We start from the raw sequence: 23,840 nt of genomic DNA, 5'->3' as shown, positions 1-23,840 counted from the left end.
CCGCTTCGTGCCGACGCGCCGAGCGGGCCATCCCGCACGGGGACATCCTTCGGCGTGGAAACCTCGGCGCCGCATGGCGTTTTCTTGAGAGCGGCGCGACCGCTCGCCTTTTTCCGGGAGTGCATTCCATGCAGTTCGACCTGACCGATGACCAGCGCGCGATCGAAAGCGCGATCGAGAAAATCTGCGCGCGCTTCGGCGACGACTACTGGCTCGAACGCGATCGCGCGGGCGGGTTCCCCGCCGATTTCCACGCGGCGCTCGCCGAGGCCGGCTGGCTCGGCATCGCGATGGACCCCGCCCATGGCGGCGCCGGGCTCGGGATGACCGAGGCCGCGCTGATGATGCGCACGATCAGCGCATCGGGTGCCGGCCTGTCCGGCGCGTCGGCCGTCCACATGAACATCTTCGGGCTGAACCCGGTGCAGGTGTTCGGCACCGACGCGCAGAAGGCGCGCTTCCTGCCGCCGCTGATCGCCGGGCGCGACAAGGCGTGCTTCGCGGTGACCGAACCCGATGCGGGCCTCGACACCACGCACCTGACCACGCAGGCCAGCCGGGACGGCGACCACTACGTGCTGAGCGGGCGCAAGATCTGGATCTCGACCGCGCAGGTGGCCAACAAGATGCTGATCATCGCGCGCACGACGCCGCTCGACCAGGTCGCGAAGCCGACCGACGGGCTGAGCCTGTTCTATACCGATCTCGACCGCTCGTGCGTCGAGGTGCGCGAGATCGAGAAGATGGGCCGCAAGGCGGTCGATTCGAACCTGCTGTTCATCGACAACCTGCGCGTACCGGAAGGCGACCTGATCGGCAACGAAGGCGACGGCTTCCGCTACCTGTTGCACGGGCTGAATCCCGAACGGATCCTGATCGCCGCCGAGGCGATCGGGCTCGGGCAGGCCGCGCTGCGTCGCGCGACGCAGTATGCGTGCGAGCGCGTCGTGTTCGGCCGGCCGATCGGGCAGAACCAGTCGATCCAGCATCCGCTCGCGCAGGCGTGGATGCAGCTCGAGGCCGCGTGGCTGATGGTGATGAAGGCCGCGACGCGCTACGACGCGGGGCAGCCGTGCGGCGCGGAGGCCAACGCCGCGAAATACCTCGGCGCGGAAGCCGCGTTCCAGGCGTGCCAGACGGCGGTCGCGACGCACGGCGGGATGGGCTACGCAAAGGAATACCATGTCGAGCGCTACCTGCGCGAGTGTATGATTCCGAGGCTCGCGCCCGTGAGTCCGCAACTGATCCTGTGCTACATCGCGGAGAAGGTGCTCGGGCTGCCGAAGTCGTACTGACCGTACCGTCCCGGCGGCCGGCCCGGTGCGCGACCTCCCGTTCCGATTCAAGCGCTCGTCATGGACGTCAAACTCGTTGCCCGCACGCTCGACCTGTTCGAGCTGTTCGCCGCCGAACGGCGGCCGCTGCCGCTCACCGAACTCGCGCGCCTGCTCAATGTGCCGGCGTCGAGCTGCCTCGCGATGGCGCGCACGCTCGTGAGCCGCGGCTACCTGTACGAAGTGCGCAAGCGCGGCGGCTACTACCCGACGCGCCGCCTGCAGACGATCGCCGCCGCGATCGACGCGACCGATCCGGTCGTCGACATCGTTCATCCGCATCTCGTCGCGCTGCGCGACGCGAGCCGCGAAACGGCCGTGCTCGGCAAGATCCAGGGCGTGTCCGTCACCTATCTCGACGTCGTCGAATCGGAGCAGGCAATCCGCTACACGCGCGCGCCGGGCGAGCTGCGCCCGCTGCATGCGAACTCGATCGGCAAGGCGATTTTCGCGGAACTGGACGGCGACGCGCAGCAGGCGCTCGGCGCGCAGTTGACGTTCGAACGCTACACCGACACGACAGTGGCGGACCTGCCTGCGCTCGTCGCGCAAACCGCCCGGTTCCGCGAACTCGGCTGGGCCGAGAACTTCGGCGAGAGCGCGCCCGAACTGTCGGCGCTCGCGGTCGCGCTGACGCTCGACGGCGACTGGTACGGGCTGTCGGTGGTCGGGCCGACCGAGCGGATGCGCCAGCATCGCGATACGCATGCGGCGCGGCTCGTCGATGCGAAGGCCAGGCTGCTGGCGGAGCACGCGCGCGGCTGAACGCGGGCAGGGTACCGCCGGCCAGCGGGCCGTCCGCCGGCGATCCGCTATCGATCGCCGTGAACGGCCGCTGAAGCGCAAGCCTGGTGCCTAGCGACGGCCGCGACGCCGCATCACGACTTCACCCACACACCGCCCGCACTCGGGTTGTCGCCTTGCGTCCACCATTTCGCGCAGTATTTCGCGCCCTGGTACATCACGCAGGTGCCGCCTGAATACGCGGTGGTGGCAGACCACGTGGGCGTGCCGCCGCCGACCGGCTTCCACACCGCGGCCTGGCCGGGCACGTCGCCCTGCGTCCACCATTGCGCCTGATACGTCGTGCCCTGGTAGGTGACCGTCGCACCGGCCGTATAGACCTGGCCGGCCACCCAGGGCGCGCCCGGCTGCGGCGTGCCGCCGTCCGAGCCGCCGCCGTAGTTCGGGTCCTGCGTGACGCCCGCGCCCCACTTGCCGCCGAGCTGCTTGAAGATGGTCGCGAACGCGTACGGCTGCTGCGCGACGCCCGAGCACGTCGGCGACGCATAGGTGCCGCCGGACGGGCAGGCCTGGTCGCGGCCGACCGACCAGTTGCCGAAGAAGCCGTAACCGTTGGCGACCGCCGCGTTCAGCACGCTTTGCGCATTCGCGAGCGTGAAGGTTTCGCCCTGCACGTCGTTCACGCCGATCATCGGCGTGACGCCGACCATCTGCCAGAGCTGCGCATCGGTCTTCGGCTGGCCGGCCGACTTGAAGGCCGTATCGAGCTGCGAGTAGAGCGCCTGCGCGGCACTGATCGCGGCCGCGCCCATGTCGATGTTCGCGGGGCCGTAGTCCATCGCCATCACGTTCACCGCATCGAACGCGGTCTTGTTCGAGATCGCCGCGTTGACGACGTTCAGGCCGTCCTGCGTGAGCCCGGTCGGCATCGTCGGCAGCGTGAGCGTGACGTGCAGCGGCTTGCCTTTCGCCGCATAGCTCGCCTGCAGCTGCGCGACCGCCTGGAAGTTGCGCGCGACCGCGGTCGTGTCCGTCTGCGACGCGCCCTCGATGTCGAAGTCGATGTGCGTGAGGCCGTACGTGTCGATCACGGTCTGGTATGCGCTCGCCAGCGCGGGGACCGTCGAGCATGCCTGCATCAGCGGCGTGCCGTTCGCGCCGCCGAACGACACGGCCACTTCGCCGCCTTTCGAGCGATAGCTCGCGATCGACGTCGACAGCGCGGTCAGCAGGCCGCCGCTCGCGCCGTTGCCGATCGGCTGCACGCCGCCCCACGACGGCACACAACCGTTGCCCGCGACCACGAACGCGAGCGTGAACTGCTGGATGCCTTGGCGAATGCCGATCTGGTCGACGAGCGGCGTCGGGTAGAGCGTCACGTCGACATAGGGCGCATAGACGCCGGCGCCCTGGGACACGCTCGCCACGGCGAGCAGACAACCCGCGGCAAAAGCGCGCGGGATGAAACGCGGCAACACATTGTTGTTCATTGTGTTCTCCAAGTGGAAGAGGGATACGCTGGCCCGCGTATCGCCGCCGGTCGTGCGACCAGGCATGCCCGGCCGGCGGCGTGCCCATCTTGGAGGATTCGCATCGAATAGTGAACAGTCAGGAGTTCTTTTTGTTATTTGATTCCCGATACGTAACGATCTTGCCGATTCCGCACAGTTCCGGCACGCGTGATGCGGGCGATTTTCCCGATCGATCGCACGCGCCCCGACGCTCCCCGCTCGCGATGCATCAGGCCGATGCCGGCTGCGCAAGCGAGCGTGCCAGTGCGACGAAGCGCTCGACGCACGCCGACGCGAACGGCTCGTTCCACGACACGATCTGTTCGACCGCGCGCGTGCCGGCAAGCGGCACGTAGACGACGCCCGGGCGCCGCAGCGTCGCCGTGAATCCCGGCACGATCGCGATGCCGCGCTCGGCGGCCACCAGCGACACGAGCGTCGCGATCTGGGCCGCGGTCGCGCCGATCCGCGGTGCGAATCCGGCTTGCGCGCACAAGTCGTCCAGGGCAGCGGTCAATGCCGAGCCGTAACCGGGCGGAAACGTGACGAAGGTTGCGTTCGCAAGTTCCGCGACGTCGACGCTCGCACGGCCCGCGAGCGGATCGCCGGCCGGCACGGCCGCGACGAGCGGTTCGCGCGACACGACGAGCGATGCCACCGGCACGCCGGGCGCACCGTCCCACGCCCAGCCGAAGCCGATGTCCATCGTGCCGTCCGCGATCTGCTGGCGCTGGCTGGCGGTCGCCGCCTCGCGGAACGTGAGCTCGACGTCGGGCATCGTCCGGCTCGCGACGCGGATGACGTCCGGGAACGTGTCGGACATCGGGATCGAGCTCGCATAGCCGATCACGATCCGCCCGGCGATGCCTTGCGCGATCTTGCGCGCGCTCGCCTCGGCCTCGGCGGCCGCGCTGACGACGTTGCGCGCATGTTCGAGGAACGCGGCGCCTTCCGGCGTCAGCCGCACCGCGCGCGTCGAACGCTCGAACAGCCGGACGCCGAGCTCGCTTTCCAGCGCGGCGACATGGCGCGTCAGCGGCGGCTGCGCGACCCGCAGGCGCAACGCCGCGCGGCCGAAGTGCAGTTCGTCGGCGACGACCACGAAATAGCGGAGGCGGCGCAGGTCGAGCATTGTTGTCGTTCCGGTATCAATCGCGATGAAAACGGTATTGGCGTGCACGCGGCGCGCTCGTCAGACTGTCGGCATCGACGACCAGGCAGCTCCGATGAACGACAGGACCACGCGCATCGCGTTCTTTCTCTGCGGCTTCGCCGCGTTTCTCAATCTGTATTCGACGCAGGGCATCCTGCACGAACTCGCGGCCACCTTCGGCGTCAGCGCGGAGCGTGCGGGGCAGGGCGTGAGCGCCACCACGACAGCCGTCGCCATTATCGCGCCGTTCGTCGGCGTGCTGGCTGCACGCATCGAGCGGCGCGTCGCGATTTCGCTCGCGGCGGCGGCCGTCGCGCTACCGGTCGTGTGGTCCGCGCATGCGGTCAGTTTCGCGTCGTTTCTCGGCGCGCGTTTTGCCGCCGGTCTCGTCATGCCGTTCGTCTTCGCGCTGTCGATCGCCTATATCGCCGAACGCTTCGATCGCGGCACGTCGGCCGAGATCAGCGCGCTGTTCGTCGCCGGCACGACGCTCGGCGGTTTCGCCGGCCGCTTCGCGACCAACCTGATGACGTCGATGTGGGGCTGGCGGCATGCGCTCGACGTCGTCGCGGCGCTATGTCTCGTCACGGGTGTCGCGATCTATGCGAGCCTGCCGGCATCCGGTGCGAGCGCGCGGCGCGCCGACCACGACGCGGACAGCGGTGCCGGGCCGTCCTGGCGCATCGTCACGCGCGGCCCGCTGCTCGCGTCGTTCGCGATCGGCGCGTGCGTGCTCGCGTCGCAGGTCGCGACGTTCACGTTCGTCGGCCTGCGCCTGGCCCGTGCGCCGTTCGGCTTCGGCACGGTCGGGATCGGCGCGATCTATGCGGTGTTTCTGGTGGCGGTGGTCGTGACCCCGCTGGCAGGCCGCCTCGCGCGGCATCGCGGCCCGCGTGCACCGGGGCTTGCCGCGGCCGCGCTCGCGATCGGCGGGGCATTGCTCACGCTGTCCGACAGCGTGCCGGTGATCCTGGCCGGCCTCGCGCTCAGTTCGACCGCCGTGTTCGTCGAACAGGCGTCGGCCAATGCGTTCATCTCGCAGGCGGCGTCGAGCGCACGCTCGACGGCGATCGGCCTCTACCTGTCCTGCTATTACTTCGGCGGCAGCCTCGGCTCGATCCTGCCGGTGCCCGGCTGGCATCGATGGGGATGGGCCGGCTGCGTCGCGTTCGTGGTCGCGGCGCAGGCCGTCGTCGGCGTGCTCGTGTACCGGTTCTGGCGAGACGGCGGCGCGGCCGGCAGCGAGCATGCCCACGTGCGCGGTGCCGGGTTCACACGTTAGCCGGGTTCACACGCTAGCCGCGTTCAGCGATACCAGCGCGGCGTATAGACCCACTCTCGTGCGTTGCCGATCGCGAAACGCCGCGTCGTCGACGAGCCGACGATCACCATCGTGCGCATGTCGACCTGGTCGCTGCGCAGCGCGCCGAGCGTCGTCGTCGTGAGCGTCGCGCCCGGCCGGCCGATGTCGCGGCCGAGCACGACCACCGTCTCGGCCGTGCGGTGCGCGCGCACGACATCGAGCGCACGATCGAGCTGCCACGGCCGCGCACGCGAGATCGGGTTGTAGAACGCCATTACCAGATCGGCCTGCGCCGCATGCCGCAGGCGCGTCTCGATCACGTCCCACGGCTTCAGGTTGTCCGACAGCGAGATCGCACAGAAGTCGTGACCGAGCGGCGCACCGGCCTGCGCGGCCGTCGCGAGCGACGCCGAGATGCCCGGCTCCACGCGCAGGTCGACCGCGGCCCAGTGCGGATCGCACGCTTCGTCGAGCGCTTCGAGCACGGCCGCGGCCATTGCGAACACACCCGGGTCGCCCGATGACACGACCGCGACGCGCCGGCCGCTGGCCGCGAGCTCGAATGCATGGCGCGCGCGCTGCATCTCTTCGCGATTGTCGGTGCCATGCACGCGCTGGTCGCCGCGGAACGGGCCCGCCATGTTCACGTAGGTCGTGTAGCCGAGGATGTCGGTCGCGTCCGCGAGCGCGGCGCGTGCGGCCGGCGTGAGCCACGCTGCGCCGCCCGGGCCGAGGCCGAGCACCGTCAGGCGGCCGCGCGCACGGCCGAGCGTGGCGGGATCGACCGGATGCGACGCGACCGCGCACGCGATACCGTTCGTCGTGGCGCGCAGCGTGTGTGCGACGCGCAATGCGCGGCCAAGCAGCGCGGCGGCATCGGCGATTGCCTCGTCGTTGCCTTCGGAATCGACATCGACGAAACGCAGCGGCACGTCGAGCGTTCGCGCCGCGTCCTCCAGCACCGCGTCGCCGATTGCCGACGCGTGCGCCACGATGGCCGCGAGCGCGAGCCGTGCGAGACCGTGCGCATCGAGTGCGGCGTCGATGCGCGCAGCGAGCGCTTCATCGCCGCGGATCGCCTGCGCATCGACGCCCACCACCACGCTGCGCGGATGAATCACGAGTTCGTCGCGCGTGCCGCGCCATGCGTCGGGCGTCACGCGGATCGCGTGCGCGGCCGCGTCGTCGCGCGGCAGTGCGACATCGTCGAGCCACGGCGCCGCACCGTCGATGCGCGTCGACGCGCCCGCGAGCAGATCGGACACGAAACGCTTGCCCTGGGCGAGATCGGCGAGCGCATAACCTTCCGGCGGATTGAGCATGCACGCGCCGAAGCGCAGTTCGCCGCTCGTCGTGATTGCAGGAGCGACGCCGACGCATGCGGCGATTTCTCGCGCGATCACGTTGACGCCCGTCAGCCCGCCGAGCAGCGGCACGACCGCCGACCCGTCTTCCGCCACCGCGAGCACGGGCGGCTCGATGCCTTTGTCGGCGAGTGCGGGGGCGAGGCAGCGGATCACGATGCCGGCCGCGCACAGCGCGACGATCGGCAGCCCGCGCGCATAGAGTTCGCGCAAGTGCACGCCGAGATCGTCGAACGGCACGTCCGCCGCGACGCGCGACGCGAGGCCGTGCACGAGGGCATCCGGATAGCGCGCCTGGATGCGCCGTGCGGTATCGAGCGCGCCCGTGCCGAGAATCACGATCGCGGGCGGGGTCGTCATCCTTGCCATTTTTCCCCCGGCACGACGAGCAGCGAGAAATACGGCGACGCCATCGGATCGACTTCGTCGAGCGGCACGATGCGCTGGCTTGCCATCGTCGCGCGCTCGACATACAGCGCGCGCTTCGCGAGCCCCAACTCGTCGAGCACGCGCCGCACCTTGTCGAAATTGCGGCCGAGCTTCATCACGACGGCCGCGTCGGCCCGCGCGAGCCGCTCGCGCAGCTCGTGCTCGGGCAGCACGCCCGACAGCACCGACAGGCTCTGGTTGCGATAGACGAGCGGCTGGCCGAGCACGGCCGTGCCGCCGAGCATCGCGCATACGCCGGGGACGACCTCGGTGTCGTAGCGCGGTGCGAGGCGGTCGTGCAGGTACATGTACGAGCCGTAGAAGAACGGGTCGCCCTCGCAAATCACGGCGACGTCGCGGCCCGCATCGAGGTGCGCGGCAACGATCTCGGCGGCCGTATCGTAGAAGTCGGCGATCACCGTCTCGTAGCACAGCGGCGGCGGCAGCGCTTCGGTCGTCACCGGATAGACCAGCGGCAGTTGCGTTTGCCCGTCCCGCAGGTGCGCTTCGACGATGCCGTACGCATTGCCCTTCTTGCCCTTCGCGACGAAATACGCGACCACGGGCGCGGCCTGCAGCACGCGCAGCGCCTTGATCGTCATCAGTTCAGGATCGCCGGGGCCGACGCCGACCCCGAACAGGCGTCCGCGCGCGGTCGTCATTCGACCTCCGTCGCGAGCGCATTGACCGCCGCAGCCGCCATCGCGCTGCCGCCGCGCCGGCCGAGCAGCGTGACGTACGGCACGCCGCGGCTGTCGGCATCGAGCAGCGCCTTCGATTCGGCCGCGCCGATGAAGCCGACCGGGAAACCGAGGATCAGCGCGGGACGCGGCGCGCCGGCGTCGATCATGTCGAGCAGGTGGAACAGCGCGGTGGGCGCATTGCCGATCACGACGACGCTGCCCGCGAGATGCGGACGCCACAGTTCGAGCGCGGCGGCCGATCGCGTGTTGCCGAGATGTCGCGCGAGATCGGGCACCTCGGGCTCGCCGAGCGTGCAGATCACGCGATTGTCGGCCGGCAGCCGCGCGCGCGTGATGCCTTCGGCAACCATCCTCGCATCGCACAGGATCGGCGCGCCGGCTGCCAGCGCCGTGCGGCCCGCCGTGCCGGCACCGGCCGAGAAGCGCAGGTCGTAGACGACGTCGACCATCCCGCACGCATGGATCACGCGCACCGCGAGTTTCTCGAGGTCGGGCGGAACCTGCGACAGGTCGGCCTCGGCGCGGATCGTCGCGAACGACTGGCGGTAGATTTCCTGCCCGTCGCGAATGTAGTCAAGCATCGGTGGTGTCCTGGCTGTGCCGCGCGCCCGTCAATCGGGCCGCGGCCTGGTCAATCGTCAGATGGCGCGCGAGCGGGGCGCCGAGGCCCGCGGCAGCGTCGCGCCGGTAAAGGTCGTAGTGCGCGGGCGCAACCGCGACGAGCGTGTGCGTCGCGGGATGCGGCAACGCGCAGTGGCGCTCGCAGCCGGTCAGGTGCACGTCGACCGCATGGCCGATGCGCGTGGCGAGCGCGAGTGCGTCCTGCTTCGTGTCGGCGCGCGCCTTCGCGCAGCCCGCGCTGCCGGTGCATGCGACGAGCGACGCGAGCGGGTCGGACGACGCGCAGACGAGGCCGAGCGACGCGAGCGCATCGAGCGTGGCCGAAGCGCGTTCGTTCGGCACGCCGTGGAGAAACACGCCTTGCCACGGCGTCATCGACAGCGTGCCGTCGCCGTCGGCTTCGGCCAGCGCGGCGAGCCGCTCCAGTTGTGCGGCATCGAGCCGGCCGAGCACGAATTGCGCGCCGACGTTGCAGCGCGCCTCGTCGAGAGACGAACGCACGCCGAAACGCAGCGTCGGATCGGCATGCGTGCGGCGCCAGCCGGCGAGCGCCGGATCGGCCGCGAGCGGGAAGGGCAAATAGTGCTGCGCGCGTTCGAGCAACGCGCGTTCGCTGCCTGTTGCGAGCAGCGCGCGCATCCGCGAGACGTTCGCCGGCGCGAGATCGAGGAATGCAAGCAGCAGCGCGCGAACCAGCGCAGCGGCTTGAGCGGGCGCGACATCGACCGCAGCGGGCGGGTCGTCGTGCGCAACCGGAGGGCAGCCGGCCAGCCCGGCAGCGACGCGTACCGCGCCGTCGCCGCGACGCCAGGCGGCCAGCCAGATGTCGTGCGGATGATCGAGCGCCGCAACCGATTCGCCGCCGTCTAGCTGGATCGAGAATTTCGGCGACAGCTCGCCGCGGCGAGGCTCGCGCGCCAGCAGGTCGAAGAGCGGCGCGACGAGCGCGCGGCTGTCGACGAGCGCGGCCGGGTCGTGGCCGGCGAGCGGGCTGAGCATCACATTGCGGACGTCGTCGCTCGCGGCGAGCGCGGCCGCATCGGCGGCGGCATTCGAGGTTGTGTCGACGCGCGGGCCGAGGCCCGCGTCGAGCAACGCGCGCGCCAGCGCGTCGGCCGCGCTGTCGCGAATGCCGCGCAGCTGGAGATTCGCGCGATTGGTCGCGTCGATCGCGCCGGAGCCGCAGGCACGCGCGGCGGCGGCGATCGCACGCGCCTGGTGCGCGTCGAGCCGGCCGCCCGGCAGCTTGATCCGGCACAGCCCGCCGTCGGCGGCCGCGACCACGCGCACGAGCCCCGGGCAGGCCGACGGGCGCACGACGGGCGACGCAGGAATCGAAACGGGGGCGGAACTCAACGGGGTAGCGGGACAGTGTCGCGCCGCGGCCAACGCATCGGTACACCCCGCCCGACGCCGACTGGCACGCACGCACTTTCTGGCCGGCAGGTCTCCTGGCTGACAGGTCGGCGCCGGCTCCCGGCCTTCCCGGTGGAACCAGTGGCATGAGGGGGAGATCGGCTCGCTGTCTACAGTTGCGGGGGCAGCCACAGCGGCGCGCGGCGCGCCCTGTGTTCCCTCTTCGGCCCCGAGGGGCACCGGCGAACGAACGGCCGTAGGATACCCGATTTTTGCGACGATCCGGCATCGGCGATGCGTCGCACAACCGCGTCGCAGCACGGCCGCAGCCGGTTTTGCGTTGTCTCGCAAATGGTACGATTGGCGGCTCGGCTGACATCCGGGCCGTATCGCACCGGCGGGAGGCACGCACCGCGCGGAAGCGGATCAGGATCGGAATCAGCAACGGATCAACGCGCGGCGACTTGGCCGCCGCGCATCGCAACACACGGTAGGGAATCGAACGATGGGGAAGGGTGCATGACGGCGTGGCTGACGGTAGTGGGCATCGGCGACGACGGTTACGCGGGGCTCGGACGCAGCGCGCGCCGCGCGCTGCTCGACGCGACGCTCGTCGTCGGCGCGAAGCGGCATCTCGACATGCTGCCCGCGCGGCTGCCGGCCGCACGCGAAACGTGGCCGTCGCCGTTCGATCTCGCGGGCGTGCTCGCGCGTCGCGCGTCGCCCGTCTGCGTGCTCGCCAGCGGCGATCCGATGCTGTTCGGCGTCGGCGCCACGCTCGCGCGCACACTGTCCCCGGACGAATGGCGCGTGATGCCCGCGCCGTCGTCGCTGTCGCTGGCGGCCGCACGCCTCGGCTGGGCGCTGCAGGATGTCGGCGCGGTCTCGCTTGTGGGCCGTCCGCTTGCGACGCTCGCGCGCCACCTGCTGCCCGGCCGCCGCCTGTTCGTGCTGAGCGCCGACGGCCGCACGCCGGCCGCCGTCGCGGCCGAACTCGTCGCACGCGGCTTCGGGCCGACGCGCATCAGCGTGTTCGAACATCTCGGCGGCCCGCTCGAGCGGCGTCTCGACGGGCTCGCACAGGACTGGCGCGTCGACGAAACGGCCGCGCTCAACCTGGTGGCGCTCGACTGCCAGGCCGGCCCCGACGCGCCGCGCCGCGCGCTCACGCCCGGCCTGCCCGACGATGCGTACCGTCATGACGGCCAGCTCACCAAGCGCGATCTGCGCGCAATGACACTCGGTCGCCTCGCGCCCGCGCCCGGCGAGCTGCTGTGGGACGTCGGCGCCGGCAGCGGCTCGATCGGCATCGAATGGATGCGCGCGCATCCGTCCTGCCAGGCAATCGCGATCGAAGCGCATGCGGAGCGGCAGCGCTTCATCGAGCACAATCGCGACGCGCTCGGCGTGCCGGGCCTGCAACTCGTCGCGGGCCGCGCGCCCGATGCGCTCGCGGGGCTTGCCGCGCCCGACGCGATCTTCATCGGCGGCGGGGCGACCGCGCCCGGCGTGCTCGACGCGTGCTGGGCAGCGCTGAAGCCCGGCGGCCGGCTGGTCGCGAACGCGGTCACGCTGCAGGGCGAGATGGCGCTCGCCGCCTGGCGCGAGGCGCACGGCGGCACGCTGACGCGCGTGTCGCTCGCGCACGCCGAGCCGCTCGGCCGCTTCGATACGTGGCGGCAGCCGTTGCCGGTCACGCTATACGACGTGCGCAAGCCCGACGCGGCCGGCCTGGCCGACACGAGCGCATCGTCGGCCACGACGAACGCAACGGACGCGTGATGCGCGACGAGACCCCCGAACAGCCCGCGCCGCTCCGCTTCGGCTACACGACCGGCAGCTGCGCGACCGCGACGTCGCTCGCCGCCGCGCGGCTGCTGCTCGCGGGCCGCGCGGACGACGCGGTCGAGATCGTGCTGCCGAAGGGGCAGCGCGTGATGATGCGGCTCGAGTTTTGTCGCACCACGGACGACGGTGCGGAAGCCGGCACGATCAAGGACGCCGGCGACGATCCGGACGTGACGCACGGCGCGCTGATCTTCGCGCGCGTCGCGCTCGCGTCGGCGCCCGGCGTGCGGTTCCATGCAGGGCCGGGCGTCGGCACGGTCACGCGCGCGGGGCTGACGCTGCCGGTCGGCGAACCGGCGATCAACCCGGTGCCGCGCCAGATGATGACGACGCACCTGGAAGCGCTCGCGATCGAGCATGGCTACGCGGGCGGCTTCGACGTGACGATCGGCGTCGAAGGCGGCGAGGCGCTCGCGCTGAAGACGATGAATCCGCGCCTCGGCATCGTCGGTGGTTTGTCGATCCTCGGCACGACGGGCATCGTGCGGCCGTTCTCGTGCTCGGCCTACATCGCGTCGATCCACCAGGGCATCGACGTCGCGCGGGCGAACGGGATCGCGCACATCGCCGCGTGCACCGGCAACGCGAGCGAGGACGCGATGCGCGCGCACTACCGCCTGCCCGACATGGCGCTGATCGAGATGGGCGATTTCGCGGGCGCGGTGCTCAAGCACCTGCGGCGCGCGCCGGTCGCGCGGCTGTCGATGTGCGGCGGCTTCGGCAAGCTCAGCAAGCTCGCGGCCGGCCATCTCGACCTGCACAGCCGCCATTCGAGCATCGACCTGCCGCTGCTCGCGCAGTGGGCGGCCGAGGCCGGCGCAAGCGATGCGCTGCAGGCCGCGATGCGCGCCGCGAACACGAGCCAGGAAGCACTGAAGATTGCGCATGCCGACGGTGTGCCGCTCGGCGATCTCGTCTGCGCACACGCGTTGCGCGTCGCGCGCGACATCGTGCCGCCGTCGGTCGCCGTCGAAATGTTCGCGATCGACCGGCAAGGCCGCTTCGTCGGGGAGGCGCGATGAGCGCGCGCATCCTGCTGCTCGGCGGCACCGGCGATGCGCTGAAAATCGCGCGGGCGCTCGGGCCTCATCACGTCTACAGTCTGGCCGGCCTCGGCAAGGTACCCGACGACCTGCGCTGCGACGTACGCGTCGGCGGCTTCGGTGGTGCTGCCGGGCTGGCCGCCTATCTGCGCGGCGCCGGCATCGGCCTCGTGATCGACGCGACGCATCCGTATGCCGCGCGGATCAGCGCGAATGCCGCCGCCGCGGCGCGTGAAGCGGGCGTGCCGCTGTGGGCGCTGCACCGCGCGCCGTGGGCGCCGCAACCCGGCGACGACTGGCGCATGGTCGACGACTGGGCCGGCATCGAGGCCGCGCTTGCGCCGTTCAGGCGGCCGCTGTTCACGCTCGGCCGCGAACCGCTCGCGCATCTCGACGCGATTCCGCCACACCAGTTCTGGCTCGTGCGCTGCCTCGACGCGCATCCCGGCAACGCGCACGCGCAGATCGTCGCCGCGCGCGGGCCGTTCACGCTCGACGGCGAGCGCGCGCTGTTCGCGCTGATGGGTATCGACGTCGTCGTCAGCAAGAACAGCGGTGGCGCGGCCACCGAAGCCAAGCTCGACGTCGCGCGTGAACGCAGGCTGCCGGTCGTGATGCTGCGCCGGCCGCCGCTGCCCGACGCCGACCGCGCGTTCGACTCGGCCGCGGCGCTCATCGACGCGCTCGATCCCGCCGCACGCGCATGATGCGGTACGGCGGGTCATCCCATGAATTGACGGAGATTTTTCGATGACGGTGTATTTCATCGGCGCGGGCCCCGGCGACCCGGAGCTGATCACGGTGAAGGGCCAGCGCCTCGTGCGCACCTGCCCGGTGATCCTGTATGCGGGATCGCTGGTGCCGGCGGCCGTGCTCGACGGCCATCGCGCGGAGCAGGTCGTCAATACGGCCGAGCTCGACCTCGACGCGATCGTCGCGCTGCTCGCCGCGGCGCACGCGAAAGGGCAGGACGTCGCACGCGTGCATTCGGGCGACCCGTCGCTGTACGGGGCGATCGGCGAGCAGATTCGCCGATTGAAGGCGCTCGGGATTCCATACGAAATCGTGCCCGGCGTAACGGCCACGGCCGCGTGCGCGGCGACGCTCGGCGTCGAGCTGACATTGCCCGGCGTCGCGCAGACGGTGATCCTCACGCGCTTCGCCGGCAAGACGACGATGCCGGAAGGCGAAGCGCTCGGCTCGCTTGCCGCGCACCGCGCGACGCTCGCGATCCATCTCGGCGTGCGCCATCTCGCCCGCATCGTCGACGACGTGCTGCCGCATTACGGCGCCGATTGCCCGGTCGCGGTGATCTATCGCGCGAGCTGGCCCGATGAAGAACGCGTGACCGGCACGCTCGCCGACATCGTCGGCAAGGTGCAGGGCACGCAGATCGAGCGCACCGCGCTGATCCTGATCGGGCGCGTGCTCGACGCCGAGGGGTTCGCGGATTCGACGCTGTACGCGAGCGCGGGCTGAGCACGCGCAGGCCGTCCACTTTCGGGCAGACTGGGCCACTACGCGCGGTCACGGCGCGCCGCGCAAGCAACCTGACAAGGACAACGTCGAATGCGTACCCTGACTCGATCACGCGGGTTCGGCCTGGCGGGTTTGACGGCCGCTCTGCTGGCGGCCTCCACGGCCAACGCCGCCGCTGAAGCCAATGAAGCCCGCGCCGTGCCCCTGGTCGAGGTGGCGAACACCGCCGCGCCCGATCGCGACTGGCCGCGCAAGGTCTGCGAGTTGGCGTCGGCATCGTGCGGCGCCGCCGGCCAGTCAGGTGATGCGGACAGCGCGCCGTCGCTGTACCGGGCCAGGAACGACGCGGCGGGCCTCTACTATGCGATCCTGCCGGGCCCGCAACTGCTGCAAGTGAGTTTCGCGTCCGGCACGGGCTGGAAGGTCGTGCGGCAGTGGGATTTCTCCGACTACCCGCTCACTGACCGGGTCGAAGGCGATGGCGAGCCGCCGCCGCTGCGGATCTACCCCGCGCTGTATCCGCTGGGCGGCGAGCGCTTCGCGGTCGCGGTGCTGGCCGGTTGGTCCGAAAGTTATTCCGGCGGTGGCGGAAGCTGGGAAAACGCCGACTTCGTCGAACTACGGCCGGACGGCGGGCATGCCCGCACGCCCCGTGCAGCGAAGCTCCCGTTCAGCTGCAGCAAGCATATTCGCGCCTGCTTCACTGAGCACGACTATCGGCACTCGCCGCATTGCAGCGAAGACTTCGACGGTTCGCTGCGGCTGCGCTTCGTGCCCGGTGCGAGCGCCGGCAGTCTCGACTGGATCGCCACCTGGAAGGAGAGTCATTGGCCGGGCCAGGAACCCCGGGGCAAGACCGGTCATACGTCGGTTTCCGTCACGCTGCCGGCAGGGCGGGACCCGGTCGCCGCAGGCAACGCGCTGCGCGACAAGATCCCGTTTTGCGAGCCGGTCAACTGAGCGCCCGCCGGCGCTACGCGCGCGCCGCGTGCAGCATCCGCTTCGGCGCAAACCCGGCCGCCAGCGCGAACAGCGCGACACACAGGCAGGCCATCGCGATCCAGGCGGGCGTCAGGTCCGCGAGATGCTGGCGCACGATGCCTGCCGCGAACGGAAACAGTCCGGCGATCAGGTAGCCGACGCCCTGCACGAAGCCCGTCAGCGACGCGGCATCGGCCGGCGTCGCGGCATGGTCGACGGTGACGATCAGCGACAGCGGAAACAGCGCGCCGATCCCCGCGCCCAACAACAGCGCGGCCGGCAATGCCAGCGCTTCAGGCGCGGCCAGCATCACCAGCAAGCCGACGAGCAGCGACGCGATCGCCGCATGCAGCGCGGGCCGGCGATCGGGCAGGCGGTCGATCGTCGCCGAGATCGTCAGCCCCGCGACGACTTCCGCGAGCGTCACGCCGCCGAGCAGGCTGCCGGCCGCCGTCGGCGACCAGCCGAGCCGCATGTAGTACGGCGGCAGCCAGGCGAGCACGAGCGTGTACGCCCCCGTCGCGATGCCGAAGAACAGCGCGAGGCGCCACGCGCGCGCCGAGCGCGCCGGCTGTGCGTTCGACGCCGACGTCGGCCCGGCGGCGAGCGCGTCGCCGCCGCGACTGGCCAGCGGCCACGCCAGCGCGGCCACCGCGGCCGGCAGCGCCCAGCCCGCGAGCGCGGGGAGCCAGCCCCAGCGCGCCGCAGCGAACGGCGCGACGACGCTCGCGAGCACGGCGCCGCCCATGATCGACGTCGAATAGACGCCCATCGCACCGCCGATCCGCGTCGCGAAATGCGCCTTCACGAAGCCGGGCAGCAGCGCCTGCACCATCGCGATCCCGACACCCGCGCAGCAGGCGCTCGCGAGCAGCAGCCACGCGTGCTGCGCGCCGATGCGCGACACGCAGGCCAGCCCGATCAGCGCGACGCCGAGCCAGACGCCGCCCGCGATGCCGGTCAGGCGCTGCAGGCGCCGCGCACTCAGTGCGCCGAGCCCCATCAACAGGATCGGGATCGTCGTCAGCAGGCTGGCCGCGCCGTCACTGATGCCGGTCGCCCGCTGGATCATGTCGAGCAGCGGGCCGACCGCGGCAAGCGCCGGCCGCAGGTTCAGCCCGACGAGCACGATGGCGGCGAGCCGCCATCCGGGGGAAGAGAAGCGATTCATTGCAAGGCCCTCGAAATCGGTGCGCGGGCCCCGGTGAGGCGCGGCGCGTTCTTCATGTAAAGTATCTCGACATCAAGATAAATGCTGATTTATCTCGACGTCAAGATAACTGGTGAGCCGAGGAGGGTTAATGGATCGAGCCGCGCATGCGCTCGCACAATGGCGCGCCGAGCGTCCGGATCTCGACGCGTCGTCGATGGTGGTGATGGGGCGGCTGCAGGAAGCGGCGCTCGTGATCGCGCGCGACCGTCTCAATCCGCTGTTCGCGCGCTACGGGATGCAGCCGGGCGAATTCGACGTGCTCGCCACGCTGCGGCGTGGCGGGGCGCCGTTCGCGCTGACGCCGACGGCGCTGTACGACGCGCTGATGATGTCGTCGGGCGGGATGACCGCGCGCATCGACCGGTTGCAGAAAGCCGGCTGGGTGGAGCGCCGGCCGAACCCGGCCGACGGGCGCGGCACGCTCGTCGCGCTGACGGAGACAGGCCGCACGCTGATCGACGAAGCGGTCGTCGCGCACATCGACAATCAGCGCGCGCTGCTGGCCGTGCTGTCGGAGGCGGAACAGGCGCAGTTGTCGCGGTTGCTGGAAAAGTTGCTGGCGGGGCTGGCAGACGAGGCGCCGAAAGGGGCGGACGGCGAGTAGCGCCGCCGGACGCGTATTGCAAACGCGCGTGGCGGGCAAAAAGCATGCCTCGTGAATGATCGGGGGCGCCGCTTGCCGACGCACCTGTCCGACCCATTGCTGCCGGTCGAGCCGTTGCACCTTCGATGGCCCATGTCAGGGCATGACGGCGACGCGTTCCGAAGATCCGAAAGCGTGTCCTGCCTCAGCGGATCGGTTGCAGCAACCGAGCGCCCGCGCACCACGTGACTGCCCCGACTCCAGCCCCGCACCCGGCAAGACTCGAGGCCCCAACGGCAAGCAAGGATCAGAGATCTCCGCGCACTTCGCCGGTTCCCAGCGCACTCCGCTGCCGGTTGACTTCCGCCCAGAGCTCGTCGCTGTCGTCCTCGCGCAGCACGACCACCCAGTCCAGTTGATCGTCGGTCACGCCGAAGTATTCCAGGATTTCGCGGCGCACCGCATCGACGAACTGCGCGTACTCCGGAGTTGCCTGGGCCTGCGCGTGCAACGCGTCATATTCTGCATCGTCCGCGCCGCCGCCGTGCTCGTCGATGTAGCGCGAGATCCACTGGTCTCGTTCGTGGTCGTAGTCGGCCTCGGCGCGCATCGCTTGCACCGCCGTGTGTAAATCCAATTGCGCAAACGCGGCGATCGCCGCCGTCGTTGCCGCGTCGAATGTAGTCGTCATTCCATTTCTCATGTCGGTCATCGCATCTCGTCGCACGGGCCGCCCCCGGCTGGCGCCTCGAATCCGCGCCGCGCAACACGCCGCCTGGCGTCGGCGTTCGATCCGGGCAAAGGCACGCTGACCGGAAAGTTCACGCCTTTCAGGGCGCCACGCATCGAGGCCGCCCGCGCGACAAGTCACGTATTTTGCCGCACTGCAAGCCCGGCGATGAAGACAACCGGGCTCGGCCGAGCGCACCACACGTTTCGAGCGTATCGCCGCAAGCGCCACACGGGCACTTGAACGCCCGTGCGGGCGCCGGTCGTGAGCGGCGCCCGCATGGGCGAACTCGAACGGCCGACCTTGGGCGGTGGCCGTGGCGCTTTCCTGGCCGATCAGCCTCGCGCCGGAATATTGAGCCCGCGCGCGACAGCCGGACGCGCCACGAACGCGTCGAGCACCCGCGCGACGTTCCGGAATTCGCTGAAGCCGACCAGGTCGCCCGCTTCGTAGAAGCCGACGAGGTTGCGCACCCACGGGAAGATCGCGATATCGGCGATGGTGTACGTATCGCCCATCACCCACTGGCGGTTCGCGAGATGCGCGTCGAGCACGCCGAGCAGGCGCTTCGATTCGTCGACGTAGCGGTCGCGCGGGCGCTTGTCCTCGTAGTCGCGGCCGGCGAACTTGTGGAAGAAGCCGAGCTGGCCGAACATCGGCCCGATGCCGCCCATCTGGAACATCACCCACTGGATCGTCTCGTAGCGGCCGGCGAGATCCTTCGGGATCAACCGGCCCGTCTTGTCCGCGAGATAGATCAGGATCGCGCCCGATTCGAACAGCGGCAGCGGTTTGCCGTCCGGGCCGTCCGGGTCGATGATCGCCGGGATCTTGTTGTTCGGGTTCAGCGACAGGAACGCGGGCGAGAACTGGTCGTTCGTGTCGAAGCGCACGAGGTGCGGCTCGTACGGCAGGCCCGTTTCCTCGAGCATGATCGACACCTTGACGCCGTTCGGCGTCGGCAGCGAGTAGAGCTGGAGACGGTCGGGATGCTGGGCCGGCCACTTTTGCGTGATCGGGAAGGCGGACAGATCGGGCATGGGGGTTCGCTCGTCGAAGTGGAGGTTCCGCGCTCCGTCCCGGCTGCCGCGCGCCACGGTCGATGGCGCGGCGGCGGGGCGGAACGCGCCGAAAACGCCCACTGTAGCCGATCCCGCGGATCGATGCAGGCGGTGCCGCACGCGAGCGCCGCCGCATCGCCAGGCGCCGCCGGAAACCGTCAGAAGTTGTGCCGCAGCCCGATCATCGCGGCCGTCGTGCCGACGCCCGGCGCGACCGGCTGCCCGTACACGAGCATCTGGTCCATCGTGCCGCGGTTGTTCACGCGGCCGACCTGCGCATAGACCGTCGTCCGCTTCGACAGGCTGTAGTCGGCCGCGAGCACGACCGCCGTCGACTTGTTCGCCGGGACGTTGCGATCCTTCAGGTAATACACGGCCGAGCTCACCTGCAGGAAAGGCGTGAAGCGATAACCGATGCCGGCCGACAGCATGTCGAGGTTCACCTTGTCCGCATGCGACGGATTCCGGCCGTTGCCATACGACGCCGACACCGAGAAATCGTGGATCGTGTATTTCGCACCAAAGTAGATGAAGCGGTTGTTGTCGACGCCGGTCGGCATGACGCCCGGCGCCGGGTTCGTGTCGTGCCCGTTGTAGTAGACGGCCGATGCGTTCAGCCCGTCGTTCGCATACCTGAGCACGACCGATTCGCGCGTACCGCCCTGGAACTGGCCGGCCACGCCGCCCGGCGCATATTCGAGCGCGATCGACGCGCCCGCGAAGGTCGGCGACTGGTACACGAACGCATTGCTGTCGTACAGCGCGCCGATCGCGCCGTTGGTGCTGGTTCCCGGCCAGCCGGCCGCCGTGTTCAGGCCGAGCCACGCGGTCAGCACGCTGCCGAAGAATTGCGCGTTGCGCACGTCGGTGTCGGCCATCGCGTAAATCATCGGCACGATCTGGCGGCCGGCCGTGAACGTGCCGAACGGGCCCGACACGCCGAGCGACGCAACCTGGTTGAAGATCGCGACGGCGCCCGGCGTGTCGCTCAGCTGCAGCTTGCCGGTGCCGCTGTCGAACGAGCCCTGCAGCTTGAAGTTGACCTTGTAGCCGCCGCCGATGTCCTCGCTGCCCTTGATGCCCCAGAAGCTCGAGTAGATGCCGCCGTCCTTCATGCGGAACACCTTGCCGGTATTCGGCGCGCTCGGGCTGAACGATGCCGCCGACGTGCTCTGGTACAGCAGGCCCGAGTCGATCACGCCGTAGAGCGTGACGGAGGATTGCGCGTGCGCGAGCGCCGAACAGCCGGCAAGCGCCGCGAGCGCGGCCAGTTTCGTCTTCATGAAGTCTCCAGGATCGTATTGGACCGGACGGGATCGAGCCCGTCCGGGTGAAGCGGGGAAGCATCGAGGCGGGCGGGAAGGCGTGGCCTGCATCGCCCGTGCGAGCCGTGCGGAAAGAGTACGCAACGGCGGGCGGCCGCTCCCCCCCATGCGCGGGGGGCAGGGTTGCGGAGAATCGGAGGAAGGCGGGCGCGGCCAGACGCCCGGTTGGCGGAAGCGGCGTTACGGCGCGCTTTCGAGCAGGCCGAGCACCAGCGCGCGGCGTACCGCATGCTTGCGCGAGCTGGCGTCGAGCTTGCCGAACAGGTTCTTCAGGTGCCACTTCACGGTTTCCTCGCCGACGGCGAGCGCCACCGCGATCTCCTTGTTCGACAGGTTGCGCGCGAGCAGTTCGAGGATCGCGCGCTCCTTCGGTGTCAGCACGACGCTCGGCACCGCGCGCGGGCTGGCCGCGGCGCGCGGGGCCGGCGGCACGATGCGCGGCTGCGGCAGCGCGTGCCGCGCGGGGCCGGCGCCGGGAGCCGCTTCGTCGCCGGCGCGGCGCGCCCAGTCGGCGATGGCCGGATGCGCGTCGGCGAGCGTGCGCGTCAGCCCGAACAGGTCCGCGAGGTTCATCGCCTCGTCGAGCAGCGCGCGGCCGCCGCCGCCCGACTGTTCGAGCGCGAACGCGCTGAGCGCCATGATCTCGATGCGCGCCTGGCCCATGCTCATTTCGCGGGCCAGCACCGCTGCTTCGTCGAGCGCCGCGCGCGCGTCGTCCCAGCGGCGTGCGGCCAGCGCCGCGCCCGCGTGTGCGATTGCCTGCAGCAGCACGACGGGGCGCCGCCACAGCGGCCCGTGCGACGGAAACTCGGCCGCCGCGATCGCGTCGATCCGCTCGACGAGCGCGTGGCAGGTTGCCTCGCGATAGCGCGCCGCATGAATGCGCACCTGTTCGGCGAGGCTCGCGACCGACAGGCGCGGCAGGCGGCGCGCGACGCCCATCGCGTCGAGCGCTTCGAGCAGGTCGATCGCGCGGTGCTCGACCCCGTGCAGCAGCGCGATGCGCGCGGCGGTGCGATAGCCGAGCAGCACGGTGTCGGGCGTGCCCGCATGTTCAAGCACGTCGAGCCGGTTCGCGAGCAGCGCGGCGGCCTGGTCGACGCGGTCGGCCTCGTACGCGAGCGCCGCGCACATCGCCGCGAGCATGCAGGTCAGCGGATGGCGGCGCCCGAGATCGGCTTCCGCGCGCGCCAGCGCCGGCGACAGCGCGTCGTCGGCCAGCCGGACCTGACCCTCGCACAGGTAGCTCAGGCCCGTGATCAGCTCGCCCCAGCGTGCGACATAGCCGAACCCGGCCGCCGTCTCGCCGCGCGGTGCCGCGTGCTGGAAGCGGCGCGCCTGCGCCGGTTCGCCGACGATGATCGCGCGCGCCGACAGCCGGTTCGCGTGCATTTGCGCGAGCCATGTCGCCGCCGGCGGCGCGAAGTCGGCCCACGGTTCGAACAGCTCGACGAAGCGGTCGATTTCGTCGGCGTAATACGCGGCCGCGCTGAGGATCAGCGCGCATTCGTAGCGCATCGCCGCGGGCGTGCCGGGATCCGCGAGGATGCCCGCGATCTGGCGCTGCGCCTCGACATGGCGCTCGCCAAGCGCCAGCGCCCACGCCACCGCGACGCGCAGCGTCGGGCGCTTGTCGAGTTCCGCGTCAGGCAGCAGCGCGAGCCAGTCGAGCACGTCGTTGATGCGGCCCTGCTTGATCGCATCCTCGAGACAGCGCTGCGCAAGCGCGTACGCCACCTCGAACTGGCCGGCCGCATACGCGTGGCGGGCGGCTTCCTCGGTCATCCCGTGTGAGTCGAGCCAGGCGGCCGCGCGCGCATGCAGCGTGCTGCGCTCGGGTTCCGGGCCCGCGGCCAGGCGGTCGCGCAGCGTGTCGCGCACGAGCGGATGCAGCCGGCACCAGTCCGAATCGTCCGACGCAATGAACAGCGGCGTGTCGCGTGCAAGCCGCGCGAGACGGTCGGGCGCGTCCGCATCGTCGAGCAGCGCGGCGCACAGCGACGGATGCAGGCGATCGGCGACGCTCGTGCGGGTCAGGAAAGCCGTATCGTCCGCCGACAGGTTCGTGAGCAGCAGTTCGACGAGCCGGTCGCGCGTGCCGTCCACGCGGGCGGCGAGCGCATCTACCGCCTGGCGCGGATCGGCCGAGCGCGCCATCGCGGCCATCGCGAGCTGCAGGCCGAGCGGCCAGCCGTCGACGCGTTCGAACAGCCGGGCGCACGCATCGGCGTCGACTCGCTGCGCAAAGCGCGCACCGACCAGCGCAATCGTCTCGTCGAGCGTGAAACGCAGCCAGTCGGGGCCCGCGAGCGTGCATTGCCCGCCGGCGAGCAGGTCGCCGGCCACGTGATCGAGCCCGCGCCGCGCGGCAACGACGACATGCAGGTTTTGCGGCGCGTTGTGCAGCACATACGTCAGCGCATCGAGGCCGGCTGGCGGCAGCCGCTCCGCATCGTCGACGATCAGCAGCGCATCGATCGACAGTTGCGCGACCTCGGCCAGCCACGCGGTCACGCCTTCCAGCGCGCGCGCCGCGCCGACCGGGATCAGGCGCCCGAAGCCGGGCCGCGCGCAGCCGGTCCGCACCGCTTGCACGAGCCCCTGCAGCAACCGCGCCGCATCGTCGCGCTCGTCGGCCGACAGCCACACGACCGCGCGGCCGAGCGCAAGGGTTTCGCGGCGCCATTGCGCGAGCAGCGACGTCTTGCCGTAGCCGGCCGGCGCCTGCACGAGCGCGACCGGCCGGCCGTCGAAAGCGGGCGCGGCGAGGCTCAGCCGCGCGCGGGCCAGCAACTGCGCCGGTACACGCGGCGCGGTCGTCTTCAGGACCAGTTCGGTGGGGGGCGCGTCGGCGCGATCGGGTGGGTGGGCCATCGGGGCAGCAGTCGGAATCCGGCGGTGCCGTGCGGGCCAGCGTCCGGGGTGGGCGTGCGGGAAGGATCGGCCGAACCGCGTTCGCGCGTCAATCCCCCCCGCGACGAGTGGGGCCGCCCCGGCGCCGCATCGATAACATGGGTTCCGATGCATCACGAACGCAACGAGGAGGGGGCCATGAACA

Annotated in this window: 20 protein-coding genes and 1 riboswitch; of the genes, 9 read left to right on the top strand and 11 right to left on the bottom strand. The window is 70.7% G+C overall.

Going from position 1 to position 23,840, the window contains the following annotated elements; all coding sequences use genetic code 11:
- The first annotated feature begins 128 nt into the window (after positions 1–128).
- Both HWX39_RS22320 and HWX39_RS22315 read left to right on the top strand, forming a co-directional pair.
- Positions 129–1,295 carry an acyl-CoA dehydrogenase family protein gene (locus HWX39_RS22320; RefSeq protein WP_175970020.1) on the top strand — a complete coding sequence of 389 codons (1,167 nt, stop codon included), beginning with the start codon at positions 129–131 and terminating at the stop codon, positions 1,293–1,295.
- A gap of 60 nt (positions 1,296–1,355) precedes the next feature.
- Positions 1,356–2,099: an IclR family transcriptional regulator gene (locus HWX39_RS22315; protein WP_175970019.1), complete on the top strand. Its 744-nt coding sequence runs from the start codon at positions 1,356–1,358 to the stop codon at positions 2,097–2,099.
- Positions 2,100–2,212: 113 nt separating this feature from the next.
- On the opposite strand, the gene HWX39_RS22310 is transcribed toward HWX39_RS22315, so the two are convergent.
- Both HWX39_RS22310 and HWX39_RS22305 read right to left on the bottom strand, forming a co-directional pair.
- Positions 2,213–3,568, bottom strand: coding sequence for a chitinase (locus HWX39_RS22310; protein WP_175970018.1), 1,356 nt, complete (start codon positions 3,566–3,568; stop codon positions 2,213–2,215).
- A 250-nt stretch (positions 3,569–3,818) separates the two neighbouring features.
- Positions 3,819–4,721: a LysR substrate-binding domain-containing protein gene (locus HWX39_RS22305; protein ID WP_175970017.1), complete on the bottom strand. Its 903-nt coding sequence runs from the start codon at positions 4,719–4,721 to the stop codon at positions 3,819–3,821.
- Positions 4,722–4,815: 94 nt separating this feature from the next.
- On the opposite strand from HWX39_RS22305, the gene HWX39_RS22300 reads away from it, so the two are divergent.
- Positions 4,816–6,024, top strand: coding sequence for an MFS transporter (locus HWX39_RS22300; RefSeq protein WP_175970016.1), 1,209 nt, complete (start codon positions 4,816–4,818; stop codon positions 6,022–6,024).
- 23 nt (positions 6,025–6,047) lie between these two features.
- Here HWX39_RS22300 and cobJ read toward each other — a convergent pair whose 3' ends face one another.
- Genes cobJ through cobG form a run of 4 tightly spaced genes read right to left on the bottom strand, consistent with a single transcriptional unit; the run spans position 6,048 to position 10,480 of the window.
- Entirely contained in the window at positions 6,048–7,769 is a 1,722-nt protein-coding gene (cobJ, locus tag HWX39_RS22295; RefSeq protein WP_175970015.1) for a precorrin-3B C(17)-methyltransferase, read from the bottom strand.
- The gene (locus HWX39_RS22290; protein ID WP_175970014.1) at positions 7,766–8,500 is read right to left on the bottom strand and encodes a precorrin-2 C(20)-methyltransferase; all 735 of its coding nucleotides are present in this window, start codon (positions 8,498–8,500) and stop codon (positions 7,766–7,768) included. The genes cobJ and HWX39_RS22290 overlap by 4 nt, the downstream gene beginning before the upstream one ends.
- Positions 8,497–9,123 (bottom strand): precorrin-8X methylmutase, encoded by a 627-nt coding sequence (locus HWX39_RS22285; protein ID WP_175970013.1) that lies wholly within the window; start codon positions 9,121–9,123, stop codon positions 8,497–8,499. Before HWX39_RS22285 ends, HWX39_RS22290 begins: the two co-directional genes overlap by 4 nt.
- Positions 9,116–10,480: a precorrin-3B synthase gene (gene cobG / locus HWX39_RS22280; RefSeq protein ID WP_279613107.1), complete on the bottom strand. Its 1,365-nt coding sequence runs from the start codon at positions 10,478–10,480 to the stop codon at positions 9,116–9,118. The genes HWX39_RS22285 and cobG overlap by 8 nt, the downstream gene beginning before the upstream one ends.
- A 106-nt stretch (positions 10,481–10,586) precedes the next feature.
- A riboswitch (cobalamin riboswitch) is annotated at positions 10,587–10,778 on the bottom strand.
- Positions 10,779–11,038: 260 nt separating this feature from the next.
- Here cobG and cbiE point away from each other — a divergent pair.
- From cbiE to HWX39_RS22255, 5 genes are all read left to right on the top strand, one after another.
- Positions 11,039–12,301, top strand: coding sequence for a precorrin-6y C5,15-methyltransferase (decarboxylating) subunit CbiE (cbiE, locus tag HWX39_RS22275; RefSeq protein ID WP_175970011.1), 1,263 nt, complete (start codon positions 11,039–11,041; stop codon positions 12,299–12,301).
- Positions 12,301–13,389: a cobalt-precorrin-5B (C(1))-methyltransferase gene (locus HWX39_RS22270; protein ID WP_175970010.1), complete on the top strand. Its 1,089-nt coding sequence runs from the start codon at positions 12,301–12,303 to the stop codon at positions 13,387–13,389. Before cbiE ends, HWX39_RS22270 begins: the two co-directional genes overlap by 1 nt.
- Positions 13,386–14,117, top strand: a complete 732-nt coding sequence (locus tag HWX39_RS22265) for a cobalt-precorrin-6A reductase (protein WP_175970009.1) — start codon at positions 13,386–13,388, stop codon at positions 14,115–14,117. Before HWX39_RS22270 ends, HWX39_RS22265 begins: the two co-directional genes overlap by 4 nt.
- 43 nt (positions 14,118–14,160) lie before the next feature.
- A complete protein-coding gene (gene cobM / locus HWX39_RS22260; protein ID WP_175970008.1) occupies positions 14,161–14,889 on the top strand; it encodes a precorrin-4 C(11)-methyltransferase in 729 nt (242 codons plus the stop codon).
- A gap of 90 nt (positions 14,890–14,979) precedes the next feature.
- Entirely contained in the window at positions 14,980–15,849 is an 870-nt protein-coding gene (locus HWX39_RS22255) for a hypothetical protein (RefSeq protein WP_175970007.1), read from the top strand.
- Positions 15,850–15,862: 13 nt separating this feature from the next.
- On the opposite strand, the gene HWX39_RS22250 is transcribed toward HWX39_RS22255, so the two are convergent.
- Positions 15,863–17,041 (bottom strand): MFS transporter, encoded by a 1,179-nt coding sequence (locus HWX39_RS22250; RefSeq protein ID WP_175970006.1) that lies wholly within the window; start codon positions 17,039–17,041, stop codon positions 15,863–15,865.
- Positions 17,042–17,171: 130 nt separating this feature from the next.
- On the opposite strand from HWX39_RS22250, the gene HWX39_RS22245 reads away from it, so the two are divergent.
- Positions 17,172–17,687, top strand: coding sequence for a MarR family transcriptional regulator (locus tag HWX39_RS22245; protein ID WP_175970005.1), 516 nt, complete (start codon positions 17,172–17,174; stop codon positions 17,685–17,687).
- A gap of 286 nt (positions 17,688–17,973) precedes the next feature.
- Here HWX39_RS22245 and HWX39_RS22240 read toward each other — a convergent pair whose 3' ends face one another.
- The 4 genes from HWX39_RS22240 to HWX39_RS22225 form a co-directional block, all read right to left on the bottom strand.
- The gene (locus HWX39_RS22240) at positions 17,974–18,357 is read right to left on the bottom strand and encodes an ATP-dependent protease (RefSeq protein ID WP_175970170.1); all 384 of its coding nucleotides are present in this window, start codon (positions 18,355–18,357) and stop codon (positions 17,974–17,976) included.
- Between the two features lie 374 nt (positions 18,358–18,731).
- On the bottom strand, positions 18,732–19,436 hold the full coding sequence (locus tag HWX39_RS22235) for a glutathione S-transferase N-terminal domain-containing protein (protein ID WP_175970004.1): 705 nt from the start codon (positions 19,434–19,436) through the stop codon (positions 18,732–18,734).
- Between the two features lie 179 nt (positions 19,437–19,615).
- Complete coding sequence (locus HWX39_RS22230; RefSeq protein ID WP_175970003.1) at positions 19,616–20,740, bottom strand: porin; 1,125 nt, start codon at positions 20,738–20,740, stop codon at positions 19,616–19,618.
- Positions 20,741–20,962: 222 nt separating this feature from the next.
- Entirely contained in the window at positions 20,963–23,656 is a 2,694-nt protein-coding gene (locus tag HWX39_RS22225) for a LuxR C-terminal-related transcriptional regulator (RefSeq protein WP_175970002.1), read from the bottom strand.
- Positions 23,657–23,840 lie beyond the last annotated feature (184 nt).

Origin of the sequence: Burkholderia sp. BCC0322 (genome assembly GCF_902833045.1) — a bacterium.
Lineage (GTDB): Bacteria > Pseudomonadota > Gammaproteobacteria > Burkholderiales > Burkholderiaceae > Burkholderia.
Note: the sequence above shows the minus strand (reverse complement) of the source record. Positions and strands in the feature narration are given on the sequence as shown.

Excerpts from the sequence above, each read along its gene's own strand:
- HWX39_RS22320 (WP_175970020.1), top strand. The coding sequence starts at position 129 with ATGCAGTTCGACCTGACCGATGACCAGCGCGCGATCGAAAGCGCGATC.
- HWX39_RS22315 (WP_175970019.1), top strand. The coding sequence starts at position 1,356 with ATGGACGTCAAACTCGTTGCCCGCACGCTCGACCTGTTCGAGCTGTTC.
- HWX39_RS22310 (WP_175970018.1), bottom strand. The coding sequence starts at position 3,568 with ATGAACAACAATGTGTTGCCGCGTTTCATCCCGCGCGCTTTTGCCGCG.
- HWX39_RS22305 (WP_175970017.1), bottom strand. The coding sequence starts at position 4,721 with ATGCTCGACCTGCGCCGCCTCCGCTATTTCGTGGTCGTCGCCGACGAA.
- HWX39_RS22300 (WP_175970016.1), top strand. The coding sequence starts at position 4,816 with ATGAACGACAGGACCACGCGCATCGCGTTCTTTCTCTGCGGCTTCGCC.
- cobJ (WP_175970015.1), bottom strand. The coding sequence starts at position 7,769 with ATGACGACCCCGCCCGCGATCGTGATTCTCGGCACGGGCGCGCTCGAT.
- HWX39_RS22290 (WP_175970014.1), bottom strand. The coding sequence starts at position 8,500 with ATGACGACCGCGCGCGGACGCCTGTTCGGGGTCGGCGTCGGCCCCGGC.
- HWX39_RS22285 (WP_175970013.1), bottom strand. The coding sequence starts at position 9,123 with ATGCTTGACTACATTCGCGACGGGCAGGAAATCTACCGCCAGTCGTTC.
- cbiE (WP_175970011.1), top strand. The coding sequence starts at position 11,039 with ATGACGGCGTGGCTGACGGTAGTGGGCATCGGCGACGACGGTTACGCG.
- HWX39_RS22270 (WP_175970010.1), top strand. The coding sequence starts at position 12,301 with ATGCGCGACGAGACCCCCGAACAGCCCGCGCCGCTCCGCTTCGGCTAC.
- HWX39_RS22265 (WP_175970009.1), top strand. The coding sequence starts at position 13,386 with ATGAGCGCGCGCATCCTGCTGCTCGGCGGCACCGGCGATGCGCTGAAA.
- cobM (WP_175970008.1), top strand. The coding sequence starts at position 14,161 with ATGACGGTGTATTTCATCGGCGCGGGCCCCGGCGACCCGGAGCTGATC.
- HWX39_RS22255 (WP_175970007.1), top strand. The coding sequence starts at position 14,980 with ATGCGTACCCTGACTCGATCACGCGGGTTCGGCCTGGCGGGTTTGACG.
- HWX39_RS22250 (WP_175970006.1), bottom strand. The coding sequence starts at position 17,041 with ATGAATCGCTTCTCTTCCCCCGGATGGCGGCTCGCCGCCATCGTGCTC.
- HWX39_RS22245 (WP_175970005.1), top strand. The coding sequence starts at position 17,172 with ATGGATCGAGCCGCGCATGCGCTCGCACAATGGCGCGCCGAGCGTCCG.
- HWX39_RS22240 (WP_175970170.1), bottom strand. The coding sequence starts at position 18,357 with ATGACGACTACATTCGACGCGGCAACGACGGCGGCGATCGCCGCGTTT.
- HWX39_RS22235 (WP_175970004.1), bottom strand. The coding sequence starts at position 19,436 with ATGCCCGATCTGTCCGCCTTCCCGATCACGCAAAAGTGGCCGGCCCAG.
- HWX39_RS22230 (WP_175970003.1), bottom strand. The coding sequence starts at position 20,740 with ATGAAGACGAAACTGGCCGCGCTCGCGGCGCTTGCCGGCTGTTCGGCG.
- HWX39_RS22225 (WP_175970002.1), bottom strand. The coding sequence starts at position 23,656 with ATGGCCCACCCACCCGATCGCGCCGACGCGCCCCCCACCGAACTGGTC.